At 66.8% G+C, this 14,582-nt stretch carries 11 protein-coding genes and 1 pseudogene; 3 read left to right on the top strand and 9 right to left on the bottom strand.

Going from position 1 to position 14,582, the window contains the following annotated elements:
• Positions 1-10: 10 nt before the first annotated feature.
• Both EAG14_RS18935 and EAG14_RS18930 read left to right on the top strand, forming a co-directional pair.
• Positions 11-1,996 (top strand): lytic transglycosylase domain-containing protein, encoded by a 1,986-nt coding sequence (locus EAG14_RS18935; protein ID WP_121729799.1) that lies wholly within the window; start codon positions 11-13, stop codon positions 1,994-1,996.
• 86 nt (positions 1,997-2,082) lie between these two features.
• On the top strand, positions 2,083-2,682 hold the full coding sequence (locus EAG14_RS18930) for a DUF4124 domain-containing protein (RefSeq protein ID WP_121729798.1): 600 nt from the start codon (positions 2,083-2,085) through the stop codon (positions 2,680-2,682).
• A 214-nt stretch (positions 2,683-2,896) separates the two neighbouring features.
• Here EAG14_RS18930 and EAG14_RS18925 read toward each other — a convergent pair.
• From EAG14_RS18925 to EAG14_RS18890, 8 genes and pseudogenes are all read right to left on the bottom strand, one after another.
• A pseudogene (locus EAG14_RS18925) lies at positions 2,897-3,837 on the bottom strand (MBL fold metallo-hydrolase).
• Between the two features lie 310 nt (positions 3,838-4,147).
• Positions 4,148-4,537, bottom strand: coding sequence for a D-ribose pyranase (gene rbsD / locus EAG14_RS18920; RefSeq protein WP_121729797.1), 390 nt, complete (start codon positions 4,535-4,537; stop codon positions 4,148-4,150).
• Positions 4,534-5,520: a ribokinase gene (gene rbsK, locus EAG14_RS18915; protein WP_121729796.1), complete on the bottom strand. Its 987-nt coding sequence runs from the start codon at positions 5,518-5,520 to the stop codon at positions 4,534-4,536. Before rbsK ends, rbsD begins: the two co-directional genes overlap by 4 nt.
• Before the next feature lie 20 nt (positions 5,521-5,540).
• The gene (locus EAG14_RS18910; protein ID WP_099742964.1) at positions 5,541-6,551 is read right to left on the bottom strand and encodes a LacI family DNA-binding transcriptional regulator; all 1,011 of its coding nucleotides are present in this window, start codon (positions 6,549-6,551) and stop codon (positions 5,541-5,543) included.
• Between the two features lie 19 nt (positions 6,552-6,570).
• Positions 6,571-7,569 carry an ABC transporter permease gene (locus tag EAG14_RS18905; RefSeq protein WP_099657782.1) on the bottom strand — a complete coding sequence of 333 codons (999 nt, stop codon included), beginning with the start codon at positions 7,567-7,569 and terminating at the stop codon, positions 6,571-6,573.
• Between the two features lie 73 nt (positions 7,570-7,642).
• Positions 7,643-9,301, bottom strand: coding sequence for a sugar ABC transporter ATP-binding protein (locus EAG14_RS18900; protein WP_205603428.1), 1,659 nt, complete (start codon positions 9,299-9,301; stop codon positions 7,643-7,645).
• Between the two features lie 70 nt (positions 9,302-9,371).
• Positions 9,372-10,325: a sugar ABC transporter substrate-binding protein gene (locus EAG14_RS18895; RefSeq protein WP_099742967.1), complete on the bottom strand. Its 954-nt coding sequence runs from the start codon at positions 10,323-10,325 to the stop codon at positions 9,372-9,374.
• Between the two features lie 451 nt (positions 10,326-10,776).
• Positions 10,777-12,462: an AMP-binding protein gene (locus EAG14_RS18890; protein ID WP_121729794.1), complete on the bottom strand. Its 1,686-nt coding sequence runs from the start codon at positions 12,460-12,462 to the stop codon at positions 10,777-10,779.
• 299 nt (positions 12,463-12,761) lie between these two features.
• On the opposite strand from EAG14_RS18890, the gene EAG14_RS18885 reads away from it, so the two are divergent.
• Positions 12,762-13,658 (top strand): triacylglycerol lipase, encoded by an 897-nt coding sequence (locus EAG14_RS18885; RefSeq protein ID WP_121729793.1) that lies wholly within the window; start codon positions 12,762-12,764, stop codon positions 13,656-13,658.
• A gap of 19 nt (positions 13,659-13,677) precedes the next feature.
• Here the strand turns inward: EAG14_RS18885 and phhA are convergent, their stop codons facing one another.
• Entirely contained in the window at positions 13,678-14,520 is an 843-nt protein-coding gene (gene phhA, locus EAG14_RS18880; RefSeq protein ID WP_121730556.1) for a phenylalanine 4-monooxygenase, read from the bottom strand.
• Positions 14,521-14,582 lie beyond the last annotated feature (62 nt).

Here is a 14,582-nt window from a genome sequence, read left to right as displayed (position 1 = left end):
TAATTCCCCCATGCAATTGCTCAGAGCGATTTTGACACCCCTTGTGGCCGCCGCAGTGCTGGCCACCGCTGCGCCCCTTGTCCAGGCGCAAAACCGTGGCGACGATGCCCTGCTGGAGATGGGCCAGGCCTTTCGCAAAGGCGACCGTAAAAAGCTGGACCAGCTGCTGCCCACCGTGCGTGGCCATGCGCTGGAGCCCTGGGCCGCCTACTGGGAGTTGAAGCTGCGCCTGGGCGAGGCGTTGCCCCAGGAGATCCAGGGCTTTTTGCAGAAATACGCTGGCACCTACCAGGAAGACCGGCTGCGCAACGACTGGCTGCTGCTGCTGGGCCAGCGCCGCGACTGGGCACAGTTTGCCGAGCAGCACCCGAGCTACCGCATGTCGGACGACAAGGAAGTGCGCTGCTACGCCCTGCTGATCGACACCTTGAAGGGCACGGCCCCCGCCACGGCGGCCGATGAGGTGCGCCGCAACTGGTATGCCCAGCGCGACAACGACGACGGCTGCACCCACGCGGCGGGCGAGCTGTATGGCTACAAAAAGCTCACGGCCCAGGACGTGTGGCGCAAGGCCCGCCTGGCGGTGGAGGCCAACCGCGTGCGCGCAGCGCGCAGCGCCGTAGAAATCGTCTCGCCTGAATCCTCTGCCCAGGTCAAGGAACTGATGGACTCGGCTGCCAAGTACCTGCACAGCCGCGCCACGGCCCGTGGCAAGGCGCGCCAGGAGCTGGTGGCGCTGGCCCTCATCAAGCTGGCGCAGGGCGATGTGGACAACGCCGCCGCCCAGCTCGACAGCAAATGGGGCGTGCACTTGTCGCCCGAAGAGCGCAACTGGGTGTGGGGCGTGATTGGCAAGCAGGCCGCACAGCGCCTGTCGAACGACGCCATGACCTACTTTGGCAACGTGACCAAAGATGCCGACCTGAACGACGACCTGCTGGGCTGGAAGGTGCGCGCCGCCCTGCGCGCAGGCCAGTGGAAGGTGGTGCGCAAGGCCGTGGAGGCCATGAGCGACGAAGCCCGCAGCGACAGCACCTGGGTGTACTGGCGTGCCAAGGCTGTGCTGGCCGAAAAGCCCAGCGAGGCCGAACGCACCGAAGCCCGCCAGTGGCTGCAGGGCATTGCCAGCACCCGGGGCTTTTACGAGCAACTGGCGCTGGAAGAGCTGGGCCAGCGCGTGGCCGTGCCGCCCGCGCCAGCGCCCCTCACGGCCGAAGAAAAGGCTGCGGCCCGCGCCAACCCGGCGCTCAACCGCGCGCTCTACGCCATCATGCTGGGCCTGCGCAGCGAAGGCGTGCGCGAGTGGAACTACGCCACCAACCTGCACAACCCCGGCGGCATGGCCGAGCGCGATTTGCTGGCCGCTGCCGACTTTGCCTGCCAGCGCGAGGTGTGGGACCGCTGCATCAACACCAGCGAGCGCACCAAGACCGTCATCGACACCACGCAGCGCTTTCCCACGCCGTTTCGCGCCACCGTGGTGGAGCGCGCCCAGGGCATTGGCCTGGACCCGGCCTATGTGTACGGCCTGATCCGGCAGGAAAGCCGCTTTGTGATGGACGCCCGCTCGCACGTTGGGGCCTCGGGCCTGATGCAGGTGATGCCTGCGACGGCCCGCTGGACGGCCAAGAAGATTGGCCTCACCAACTTCACCCCGGACCAGATCTCGGACCGCGACACCAACATCACCATCGGCACGGCCTACCTCAAGCTGGCGCTGGACGATTTTGCGGGCTCCATGCCCATGGCCGCCGCCGCCTACAACGCAGGCCCCGGCCGTCCGCGCAATTGGCGCAACGGCCCCGTGCTGGACGCCGCCATCTGGGCCGAAAACGTACCCTTTGCAGAAACGCGTGACTACGTGAAGAAGGTGCTGGCCAACACCACCAATTACGCGGCCATGCTCACCGGCCAGCCGCAGTCGCTGCGCAGCCGCCTGGGCACCGTGGGCCCGCGCGATGCGGCCGCCCCGGCAGTGAATACCGATCTGCCGTGAGAGGTGCAGGGGCCGCTATCAAAAAAGAAGCTGCTAGCGCTTGATAGGTAAGCGCTAGCGGCCTATTTCATTCAAAAGAGGGTGCTATGGTGCAATGGAAGGCAGCGGCGATGGCCGCCATGGTGGTGTGGGCAATGGGCGTGCAGGCGCAGCCGGTGTACAAGTGGGTGGATGCGAACGGCAAGACGCACTACGGCTCGCAGCCCCCGGCCAGCAAGGACGATGTGGAGCCCATGAAGCTGCAGAGCACCAATGGCACGACCACCGGCAGCGACACAGGATCGGGGGGCGCGGAGGGCCGCAAGAGCGCCTCGGGCAAGGGCGCCACCGAGTACAACGCCGACGGCACCAAGAAGGTTTCCAAGGACGTGCAGGAGTTTGGCGAGGGCCTTAAAAAGGCCCTGGGCACGGTCGACAAAAAGGAAGTGCCGATGAACTGCGCGGTGGCGGTGAGCAACATCCACTACCAGGCCGATCTGATGCTGGAGGTGGGCCAGAAGAACGTGCGCGACGGCTACATGACCCAGGCGGCTTTTGACGCCACGGCCCCGAAGATCAAGGAGGCCAAGGGCAAGTACAGCGTGGGCGATTGCCAGATTGCCAGCGGCAACAAGAAATCGTTCTACCAATGCATGTCCAGCAGCAACAACCACGTGACGGGATGCGATAGCCAGTTCAAACACTGAGCGGTTGCATGGGACCTGACAGCTTGGCTGCAGGCCTGTGGGCACCGCCGTGTAGGTCGGGTTAGCGCAGCGTAACCCGACATCAACACTGCGTGCCCTGCGGGCGTCGGGTGATGCCCTTGCGGGCTAACCCGACCTACGAGGTCTGCGGATGCAGAAGAAGCCCGCTACACGCGGGCTTTTTTACGGGGGCGTGAGGGCGGCAGTGGTTGGCTCAGCCATTGAACAGCGCCTCGCCCTGGCGCACCGCTGCGCCCGAGCGTTCCAGGTCGGCCACCAGGCTGTGCAGCCAGGCGGCCTGCGGCTGGTCGGCAAAGTGGGCGCGGTGCAGCATGCCAAAGTAGGGCGTGCCCTCGGCCCACTGCTGCAGGGCGGGCACGGTGGTGTGCTGCAGCTCCAGCAGTTTGTACTTGAGGAGCACTTTGGCGGCATACAGCGCGTGCTTGCGCGGGGCGGCCACAAAGCCCTGCAGCCGCTGGCGTGCGGCGGCAATGGCGCGCGGCGCATCGGTAAAAACGGGGCCGTGGCCGGGGATGACGGTGCGCGGGGCCAGGCGCTCGATCACATCCAGCGTGGCGGCCACTTCGTCGAAAGCGGCGGTGCCTTCCAGCTCTGGAAAGACGACGCCAAAGCCGTTCTCCCACAGCGCGTCGGCCGAGATGAGCGTGGCGCTTTGCGGCTCAAACAGCACCACCGAATGCGGGTCGTGCCCCGGTGCGGCGTGCACCTGCCAGTCGCGCCCGGCCAGGCGCGCGGTGGTGCCGGGCTGCAAGGCGGCGTCGGCCTTGAAGCGCGGGCAGTCCTGGCCCGTGGGGGTGTAGCTCAGGGCGTAGGCGTCCCATTGAGTGACCTGTGCCATTTGGCCGGGGGGATGTGGGTGGCGGCACCGGGCCAGGCCGCCTGCAGCGCGGCATTGCCGCCGCAGTGGTCGCTGTGCAGGTGGGTGTTGAGGATGCGCTGCAGCGGCTGCGCGCCCAGCGCGCTTTGCACCAAGGCCACGGTCTGGTCGCTGTGGGTGCAGTAGCCGGTGTCCACCACGGCCGCGCCTTCGGGCCCGATGCACACCACGTTATTGGCCGAGAGCCAGCCGCGCTCCAGCACGGTGATGCCGGGCGGCAGGGATGCGGTCAACGGGGCGGTCGAGGGTGCGGGCATGGCGTGAGGGGCAGTGGCTGCGGCAGAGCCTGCAGCGTAGCGCACCGCACGGGCGCACAGCCTCTCCAAAACCCCGAGAGGGCCTGCGCAGGGAGGGAGCGGGCACTGCCGCTGCCCGTTTGGGGCTTAGCCCGAGCGGTGGAGGTGTCGCTCTGGTGCTGGCAGTCGTGTAGGTCGGGTTAGCGCAGCGTAACCCGACGATAGTGCCGCGCTAGCCCCAGGGTGTCGGGTGATGCCCTTGCGGGCTAACCCGACCTACGGGGGCGGGGGCTGGCTTCGAGATCTTCCGCCCAAACGGTGGTGCGCCCGATCAGAACGTGACGCCAGCCACCAGGATCACGTTGGCATACGGCGTGCACTCACCCGTGCGCACCACCACGCGGGCGCGCTCGGTCAGGCGCTTGAATTCATCGTGGCTGACGGTTTGCGGTGTGACGGGCAGCTGGCACCAGCTGGGCAGCAGGCCCTGGGCGCGCTCCACGGCTTCGGTGGCGATCACGGCTTTTTCCACCTGCAGCTCGGTCAGCACCACGCGCAGCACGTCGGCCACGGCGGGGATGCCGGGCGTCAGCGCCAGGTCGATGCGGCGTGGGCCGTTCGGGATGGGCAGGCCCACGTCGCCAATCACCAGCATGTCGCCGTGGCCCATGGAGGCAATGGCGTGGGAGAGTTCGGCATGCATCAAGGCGGTGCGTTTCACAGGGGGCTCCAGTCAGGGGGCAGGGGGCTTTGCGCCACGGCGGCGCGGGTGGGGATGGAGGGTTGGGCGCCCGCCTGCGTCACGCACAGGGCCGAGGCGCGGATGCCTTCGCGCACCGCCAGGCCGAGCGATTGGCCCTCGGCCAGCGCCACGGTGAGGGCACCCAAAAAGGTGTCGCCTGCCGCGGTGGTGTCCACCGCCTGTACCTTGCGGCCGGGGTGGTAGCGGCTGCCTGCAGCATCGGCCGCCACCGCACCGGCGGCGCCCAGCGTGACCACGACTTGCGATGGCCCCATGGTGCGCAAGGCTTGCGCTGCCTGGGCCGCCTGGGCAGGGGTTTCCACAGCCGTGCCTGCCAGCGCGGCGGCTTCCACCTCATTGACCACCAGCACATCGACCAGCGGCAGCAGCGCTTCGGGCAAGGGTTGGATGGGGGAGGGGTTGAACACCACACGCCGCCCGGCTTTGTGGGCGCACTGCGCGGCCGCCAGCACTTCGGGCATGGGGCTTTCCAGCTGCATGACCAGTGCGCTGGCGCGGGTCAGCAGGGATTGCAGGGCCGGTGTATCGAGCGTGAAGCGGGCATTGGCGCCGGGCACGACCACGATGCGGTTCTGGCCCGAGGCCTCCACCGTGATGGCGGCCAGCCCTGTGGGGGCTTCGGCGTCGGTGAGCACGGCGCTGTGGTCGATGCCGTCACGTTCCAGTTCAGCGCGCAGCGTGGCGCCGTTGGCGTCGTTGCCCACACGGCCCAGCAGGTGCACCTGCGCGCCCTGGCGGGCGCAGGCCACGGCTTGGTTGCCGCCTTTGCCACCGGGCACATAGTGCAGGCCCTGGGCCAACACGGTCTCACCTGCGCCGGGGGCGTGCTGCACCTGCAGCACCAGGTCCATGTTCAGGCTGCCCAGCACGGCGATGCAGGGCGCCGATGAGTGCGTCGATGAAGGCGTTGAGGGGGCAGGGGTTGAAGGGGGCGTCGTCATGCTTTGGTTTTTTTGGAGTTTTATTGGGGGCGGGGCGCGGTCGATGCGCGCACGCGTAGCTCGGGCTGCAGCATCACCTTGCGGGCGTCCTGGCGCTTGCCGTCGATGCGTTCGAGCAGCATGTCCACGGCCAGCGCGCCGATGCGCTGCTTGGGCTGGGCCACGGTGGTCAGCGGCGGGCTGGTGAAGGCGGTGAGTTCAATGTCGTCAAAGCCCACCATCGACAAGGCCTCGGGCAGGCGCAGGCCGCGCTCGTGCGCAGCGCACAGGGCGCCCATGGCCATCAGGTCGTTGCAAACGAACACGGCAGTGGGCGGCGTGGCCGCGCGCAGCAGTGCGTGCATGGCCTCGTAGCCGCCCTGGCTGGTGAAGTTGCCGTGCCACAGCAGGCCATCGCCCTGGCCCAGGCCTGCAGCGGCCAGGGCGCTGCGCCAGCCGGCAATGCGCTGCTCGCTGGGGGCCAGGCCCGTGGGGCCGCCAATGCAGGCAATGCGCTGGTGGCCCAGTTGCAGCAGGTGCTGCGTGGCCAGCAGGCCGCCTTGCATGTGGGCGGTTTCCACCAGGTCGCAAGGCTGCTCGGCAATTTCGATTTCGCGGTCCACCAGCACGGTGGGAATGCCCAGGCCCGCCAGCTGGTTAGGTAGGGTGGCGTCGTGCCCGGTGGAGACGACGATCAGTCCGTCAATGCGCCGCTCGGCCAGCACCTGCAAATAGGTGCCCTGGCGGTGGGCCTCGTCGTTGGTGTTGCACAGGATGAGGTTGTAGCCCGCGCCAAAGCAGCGGTCTTCCACCGCGTGCACGATTTCCGCAAAGTAGGGGTTGGAGCTGTTGGGGATCAGCATGCCCAGCGTGCGCGTGTTGTTGCTCTTGAGGCTGCGCGCAATGGCGCTGGGCACATAGCCCAGGGCGCGGATGGCGGTCTCTACGCGCGCACGGCTTTCGGGGCTGACATGGCGGGTGCCATTGACCACGTGCGAGACGGTGGTGACCGATACGTCGGCGTGGCGGGCAACGTCCTTGATGGTGGCCATGGGCGGCTCCCGTGCGGGCTCAGGCCTTGGCCGCGCGGCGCTGGCGCAGCGTGTCCACGATCACGGCGGCCACGATCACGATGCCGGTGATGATGCGCTTGCTGGGCTCGCTGGCGCCCACCTGGGCCAGGCCTGCTTCCAGCACGGCAATGATGAGCACGCCAAACGCGGTGTTCACCACCGAGCCGCGCCCGCCCATCAGGCTGGTGCCGCCAATCACCACAGCGGCAATCACCTGCAGCTCCATGCCGGTGCCTGCGTTGGGGTCGGCGGCTTCCAGGCGGGCCGATTGCATCAGGCCCGCCAGCCCGGCCAGCAGCCCGGTCACAGCGAACACGATGATGCGGATGGGGCGCGGGTCCACGCCTGCCAGGCGCATGGCTTCCTCGTTGGTGCCAATGCCCACCACGCTGCGGCCAAAAACGGTGCGCGACAGCACCAGTTGTGCCACCACCACCAGCACCACGGCCAGCAAGAAGGCGAACGAGATGCCGCCAAAGAACGGAGCCGACAGCCACGAGATCGCATCGCCCACGTACTGCGTGCGCGAGTCGGTCACCACGTAGGCGCTGCCGCGCACGGCTTCGAGCATGCCCAGCGAGACGATGAACGAGGGCAGGCGCCACGCCACCGAGATGGTGCCGGTGATGGTGCCGCACACCAGGCCGGTGGCCAGGGCCAGCGCGGCGGCGGCGGGCACCGTCCAGCCCCACTGCAGGATGGCGGCGGCCGAGGTGGCGGCGGCCAGCGCCATCACCGAGCCCACCGACAAATCGATGCCCGCGATGATGAGCACAAAGGTCATGCCCACGGCCATCACGGCCAGGGCCGGGATTTCGTTGGCGATGGTGATGAAGGTCTCGGCGCTCCAGAAATACTCGGACAGCGACGAGAACAGCGCCACCATGCCCGCCAGCACGGCGATCAGCCCTAGGTAGGTGCCCAGCTGGCTGCGCCAGGCGGAGGGGGTGCGCGGTGCAGGGGCCGCTGCCGTGGGGGTGGAGGTGGGGGCGTTCATGCGAAGGGCTCGGTCAGGAAAAGGGTCAAAACAGGGCGGTGGAACAGGGCGGTGGTTGGGAGGTGCGTGGGGGCTATGCAGCCGCTGGTTGCTCGGCGGGCGCATGGCTTTGCTCCGAGAAGGCGGCGGCCAGCAGCGATTGCTGCGTCCACTCGCCGCGCTCGAACACGGCCACCATGCGGCCACCGCTCATCACGCCAATGCGGTCGGCCATGGCCATCAGCTCGCGCAGGTCGGACGACACCATCAGCAGGGCGCGGCCTTGGTCGGCCATGCGGTCCAGCTCGCTGTAAATCTCGGCGCGTGCGCCCACGTCCACGCCACGGGTGGGCTCGTCCAGCAGCAGCACCTTGCAGGGGCGGTGCAGCCAGCGGGCAAACACCACCTTTTGCTGGTTGCCGCCCGAGAGCTGGCCCACGGGCTGCTCGCCGCCCCGGCAGCGGATGCGCAGGGTCTGGATGAAGCCCTGCACCAGCCGGTTCTCCAGCCCGCGCTGCAACCAGCCCCCGCGCGATACGGCGCCCAGGTCGGACAGCGTGGCGTTGATGCGGATGGGCTGCGCGAGCAGCAGGCCTTGCGATTTGCGGTCTTCCGTCACCAGGCCCACCCCGGCGGCAATGGCCTGCAGCGGCGTGGCAAAGCCCCGCGCCAGGGTGCGCAGCACGGGGGGGCGGGGGGTGGACGGAGTGGAATTAGGGTTTGCTATTGAATTGGTAGCTGCTTGCGCTTGATGGTCGGGCGCTGGAGGCACTTTTTGATCAAAATTTTCGTACAGAGTCACGTTGCCCCGGTCGGCACGGTCCGCACCAAAGAGCAGGCGCAGCAGCTCGGTGCGGCCCGAGCCCACCAGCCCGGCAATGCCGAACACTTCGCCCGCGCGCAGCTCCAGGCTCACGTCCTGCACCGCAGTGCCCCGGCCAATGCCTTGCACGCCCATGACCACTGGGCCTGCGGTGCGGCGGGGGCGGTCTTCCAGGTCGTTGACCGAGCGACCGACCATGCGCTGCACCAGCGCGTCTTCCGTCAGGCCCGCCATGGGCAACACGTCCACCAGGCGGCCGTCGCGCAGCACGGCGGCGCGGTCGGCAATGCGGCGCAGCTCTTCGAGGCGGTGCGACACGTAAATGATGGCCACGCCGCGTGCGGTGAGGTGGGCAATCTGGTCAAACAGGTAATTCGTCTCACGCGGGGTGAGCATGGCGGTGGGCTCGTCCAGCACCAGGATGCGCGTGTCGTCGTGCAGGTTGCGCGCAATCTCCACCATCTGCTGCTGGCCAATGCCCAGGGCCGACACGGGCGTGGCCGGGTCGATGTGGGTCAGGCCAATCTTGGCCAGCTGCTGGCTGGCTGCGGCGAGCAGTGCATCGCGGCGCAGCCAGCCGGCTCGGTGGGGAAGGCGGCCCATCAGCAGGTTCTCGGCTACCGACAGGGTGGGGATCAGCCCCAGCTCTTGCATCACCATGCGCACGCCGTGCTGCTCGGCATCGCGGCGCGAGGTGGGGGTGTAGGTCTGCCCACCCAGGCGCATGCCGCCCCGCGTGGCCGATTCCAGCCCGCAGATGATCTTGGACAGCGTGCTCTTGCCCGCGCCGTTCTCGCCCGTGAGGGCCAGCACCTCGCCCGCGTTCAGGGCCAGCGTCACGTTGTCGAGCACGGTGGCGGTGTAGTCCTTGCCCACGGCGTCAATGGACAGCAGCGGCGAAGGGGGCGTGGCGGATGTGTGGGGCGTCATGGCAGAGGCAATGCCTTCAAAAACAAAAAAGGCGCGTAGCCGTTACGCCACGCGCCTGAGGTCGCATGGCTTACTTGCTGTCTTTGGTCACCAGCACCACGTCGGTCTTCACGGCGGCAGGCAGTTGGGCCTGGGGCGTCTTGGCGGCCAGGGCCTTCTGGGCCAGCTCAATGCCGAACACGGCTTGCTTGGCGGCAAACTGGTCGGCCGTGGCCAGCACGCGGCCGTCGGCCAGCATGGGCTTGATGGCGGCGATGTTGTCGTAGCCCACCACTTGCACCTTGCCGGTCTTGCCAGCGGCCTTCACGGCGGCCACGATGCCCAGCGCCATGCTGTCGTTGCCCGCCAGCAGGGCCACCAGGTCAGGGTGCTCGCGCATCATGCCGGCGGCCACGGTGTTGCCCTTTTCGATTTCCCAGTTGCCGGACTGCACGCCCACCACGGTGATGCCTGCGGCCTTCATGGCGTCCTGGTAGCCCAGGGTGCGTTGCTGGGCATTGAAGGTGGTGGACACACCTTCGATGATGCCGACCTTGTCGCCCGCCTTCAGCGTCTTGGCCAGGTGGTCGCCCACCAGCTTGGCGCCCACCCGGTTGTCAGGGCCGACGAAGGGCACGGTGATGTTCTTCTCTTTGAGGGCGGCGGCGTCGAGCTGGTTGTCGATGTTCACCACGATGATGCCCTTGTCGATGGCGTTCTTCACCACGGGCACCAGGGCCTTGGAGTCGGCCGGGGCCAGCACGATGGCGCTGACCTTTTGCGCCACGGCCTGCTCGATCATCTTGATCTGCGCGGCGGTGTCGGTCTCGTTCTTGATGCCGTTGGCGATCAGTGTGTACTCGCTGGCGTGGGCCTTTTGGTGGGCCTTGGCGCCGTCTTCCATGGTGCGGAAGAACTCATTGGCCAGCGACTTCATCACCAGGGCGATCTTGGGCTTGTCTTGCGCCCAGGCGGGGCTGGCCAGCAAGCCGCCCAAAACGGCGATGGCGGCAGCGGTTTGAACGGAACGGCGGGTGAACTGCATGGTGTCTCCAGTTGGGATTGGGGGGCTTCAAAGCGCCGAAAGGCGCCCACAAAAACGCTTCGGGCGACCCGCCAAAGCGATGCCGCGGCGCGAATCATAGCGAAAGCAAACGTTTGCGCAAACGTTTGCTTACTGGGAAAAACCCTGAGGTTGTGTCAGGTAGTTGGACGGGAGAGGTTGGAAAACGGCTTTGCCACTATGCCGCGCAGGTAGGGCTAAGGAGGTGAGCATGCAGTGGACGTACCTGCATCAAACTCTGGATCCTCGATGCCGGGCATTGCCTGGGCATGAGGCGTGGCAGAGGGCGCGATGCATTGGCATGCAAAAGCGCTGGAAGCAGGCGCGCTGCCTTATGCCAGAAACACCGCGCAAGGGCCGCCCCGCCGCGCTGGTGTTGTCCCCCTTCCCGAGCGCGAAGCGCGCAGAGAGAAGGGGGAAGCGGCAAAGCCGCTCAGGGGGATGTTCTCAATTCCCGCCGCAGGATCTTGCCGACGTTGCTCTTGGGCAGCTCGTCGCGGAACTCGATGTACTTGGGGCGCTTGTAGCCGGTGAGGTTCTCGTGGCAGAACGCCGCCACATCGTCCTCGGTCAGGGCGGGGTCGTTCTTGATGATGAACACCTTGATGGCCTCGCCCTGCTTCTCGTCGGGTACCCCAATGGCCGCGCACTCCACCACGCCGGGGCACAGGCTGATGACCTGTTCCAGCTCGTTGGGGAAGACGTTGAAGCCGCTCACCAAAATCATGTCCTTTTTTCGGTCGATGATGCGGGTGTAGCCCTGGGCGTCCATGATGCCGATGTCGCCCGTGCGCATGAAGCCGTCGGGGGTGAAGGCTTTGGCGTTCTCTTCAGGCTGGTTGTAGTAGCCGGTCATCACGTTGGGGCCACGGATGCAGATCTCGCCCGAGGCGCCCTGGGGCAGGCTGTTGCCCGCATCGTCCTTGATGGCAATGTCGATGCCCGGCAGGGGCAGGCCGATGGAGCCCGAGAACTCGGTATTGGTCACCGGGTTGTTGGTGCCGATGGCGCAGGTCTCGCTCATGCCCCAGCCTTCGATCATGGTGCTGCCCGTGACCTTTTGCCATTGCTTCGCCGTGCCCTCCGATGCCGCCATGCCCCCGGCCTGCGACACGCACAGGTGTGAAAAATCGAGCGCGCGGAACTGCGGGTTTTGCAGTAGCGCGTTGAACAAGGTGTTGACGGCGGGCAGCATGTGGAAGGGTCGCTTTTTCAGCTCGGCCACAAACTTGGGGATGTCGCGCGGGTTGGGGATGAGTGTGAGGCTGGAGCCCTGGCGGATGGCCAGCAGGCACAGCGTGAGCGCGAAGATGTGGTACAGCGGCAGCGCGGCAATGCTGTTGGCTTTGGTCACATCGCCAATCTTGGACAGCGCGGGGGTGAACCACGCCTCGGCCTGCAAGGTGGCGGCCACGATGTTGCGGTGCGTGAGCACGGCGCCCTTGGACAAGCCCGTGGTGCCGCCCGTGTACTGCAAAAAGGCAATCGAGTCGAGCGTGGCGGGGCTGGGGCTCAGGGTGCGGTGCTCGCCCAGGGCCAGTGCCTTTTTGAAGGTGACCACCTTGCGCCCGTTGGTCAGTGGCAGGTCATACGCGGGCACCATCTTGGCCAGGTGGCGCACGGCAAAGGTGATCCATTTGCCAAACCAGAAACCCAGCAGGTCACCCATCGATGCCATCACCACATGCTGGATGCCGGTGTGGTCCACCACCTCGGCCAGGGTATGGGCAAAGTTTTCGAGAATGACGATGGTGGTGGCGCCGGAGTCTTTGAGCTGGTGCTCCAGCTCGCGCGCGGTGTAGAGCGGGTTGACGTTGACGCAGGTATAGCCCGCGAGCAGCACGGCCGCCATGGTCACGCCAAACTGGGGAATGTTGGGCAGCATGATGGCCACGCGCGAGCCGGGCTGCAGCCCCAGCCCCTGCAGGTAGGCGCCCAGGGCGCCCGACAGGCGCTCGAGGTCGCCGTAGTTCATCCAGCGGTCCATGCAGACGGAGAACGGGCTGCTGGCGTGCTTGCGAAACGACTCTTCCAGCAGGTGGGCCACAGAGCGGTATTGCTCGGGTTGCACGTCGTGCGGTACGCCCGGGGGGTAGCTCTTGAGCCAGATCTTTTCCATGCGAATTCCTTGTGCTCGCCAATGAGGGCCTGAGGCGCAATGGCGGGTTTGGCGGGTTGATAAACCGAGTGGCCGCTGGGATAAACGGCTTGCATTCCCATTCTGGGAGCACGCGGGGCAGCGCGGTTATCGGGCTTGTCCTAGGGTGGATGCGTTCTACGTCTCGCAGGCGACAGAATCCGCGGGAAATTGCGGGGCGGCGCCCGTAGCCGGGCGCCCCTGGCCGGGCTGGTGCACACTGCCCGCCAACGTGCTCTGGCCTTGCCGGGCCCTCACATTTCCCTACCGCGCCACCGCCCATGCTTGCCCGTTCTCAGAAGGTGTTTTTGTTGTCGTTGCTCTTGTACGCCGTGGGGTGTCTGGTGTGGTGGTGGCCTGAGCGGCCGTGGCTGGCCTGCGGGGCGGTGTTGTTGCCGCTGCTGGTGTTTGTGGCCGTCATGGGCCTGGAGTTCATGGCCATGCAGCGCCTCAATCGGCGCGATGCCGTGCCCGTGGCCTCGGTGCCCCAATTGCTGCGGGCCTGGTGGTGCGAGCTGGGGGTCGCCTTGCTCGTGTTTTGCTGGCGCCAGCCTTTTTTTGCCCATACCGAACCCGATTGGCTGCCTGCCCAGCCCAATGGGGCGCGGGGAGTGGTGCTGGTGCATGGCTTCATGTGCAACCGGGGCGTGTGGCTGCATTGGCTGCCCCGCTTGCGGGCTGCGGGCCATGCCCATGTGGCGGTCAATCTGGAGCCCGTCATCGGCTCCATCGATGCGTATATCGATGCCATTGAGCAGGCCGTGCAGCGTGTCACGGCAGCGACCGGCCAGCCCCCGGTGCTGCTGTGCCACAGCATGGGCGGGCTGGCCGCCCGGGCGTGGCTGCGGGCCGCGGAGGGAGATGCGCGCGTGCACCGCGTGTTGACCTTGGGTACGCCCCACGCAGGCACCTGGCTGGGCCGCTTCAGCCATGCTGAAAATGGCCGCCAGATGCGGCTGGACAGCCCCTGGCTGCAAGCCTTGGCGGGGCAAGAGTCACCCGAGCGGCGCAGCTTGTTCGTGTGTTGGTACTCGCCTTGCGACAACATTGTCTTTCCCGCCTCCACCGCTGCCTTGCCGGGGGCACAGCACCGCCTCATCAGCGATGTGGCCCACCTGCAAATGGCATTGCATCCGTTGGTAGTGCAAGCGTGTCTGGACGAAATCGCCAGGCCCTGACGCCGATTTCAGGCAGGTTTCAGGCTGGCACTGCGGCTTCGCGCTCGTCGGCCGCAAACTCCGGCAAGCCGCGCAATTGCTCGTACAGGGGGGTGAAGTCTGCAGCGGTCATGTCAAACAGCTGCTCAAAGCTGTCGATCACGAAGTAGGTCTGCTGGTAGGTGTCGATCTTGTAGCGCGTGCGCATGGTGCGCTGCAGCTGTAGCGGCAGGCGCTGTGGCTCAGGGCTTTGCACGGCATAGGGCAGCTCGCCCGATGAGCTGAGAATGCCCGCACCGTAGGCCCGCAGGCCGTTGGCCTGACGGATCAGCCCGAACTCGATCGTGTACCAGTACAGGCGGCTGAGCATCTCGCACGCCCCCAGCCCCTGGGCCTTGAGCCCGCCCTGGCCGTAGCGTTGCACGTAGTCGGCAAACACGGGGTTGAAGAGCAAGGGCACATGGCCGAACAGGTCGTGGAAGATGTCGGGCTCGACGATGTAGTCAAACTCTTCGGGCTTGCGAATCCAGTCGGTGACGGGGAACTTGCGGTTGGCCAGCAGCGTGAAGAAGGGCACCTCAGGGATCAACCCCGGCACGGCCACAATCTCCCAGCGTGTGGCGCGGTACAGGCGGTCGTTGATTTCTTCAAAGCGCGGAATGTGGTCCTTCACGCCCAGCGAGGGCAGGGCCTCTATGAAGGCATCGCTGGCCAGGCTGGGCAACAGGGCGCATTGGCGCTCGTAAAGGCGCCGGTAGGTGTCGTGGTTGGCAGCGGTGTAGGCCGCGTGGTTTTGCGCGCAGGTGTAGCCCTCGTCTGCGCGAGAGTAGTCGCCACGGGGTGGGCGGGTGGATTGGCCGTAGACGACAGGGGGTTGTCCCATGGTTTGCTCCTGTGCCGCCCAGGCCCTGTTCACTCTGCGGGCCGCATGCGCCCGACCTTTGG

The sequence above is a fragment of the Acidovorax sp. 1608163 genome, from assembly GCF_003669015.1.
Lineage (GTDB): Bacteria > Pseudomonadota > Gammaproteobacteria > Burkholderiales > Burkholderiaceae_C > Acidovorax.
The sequence above is the reverse complement of the archived record's forward strand: the minus strand, read 5'-3'. Positions and strand labels throughout refer to the sequence as shown.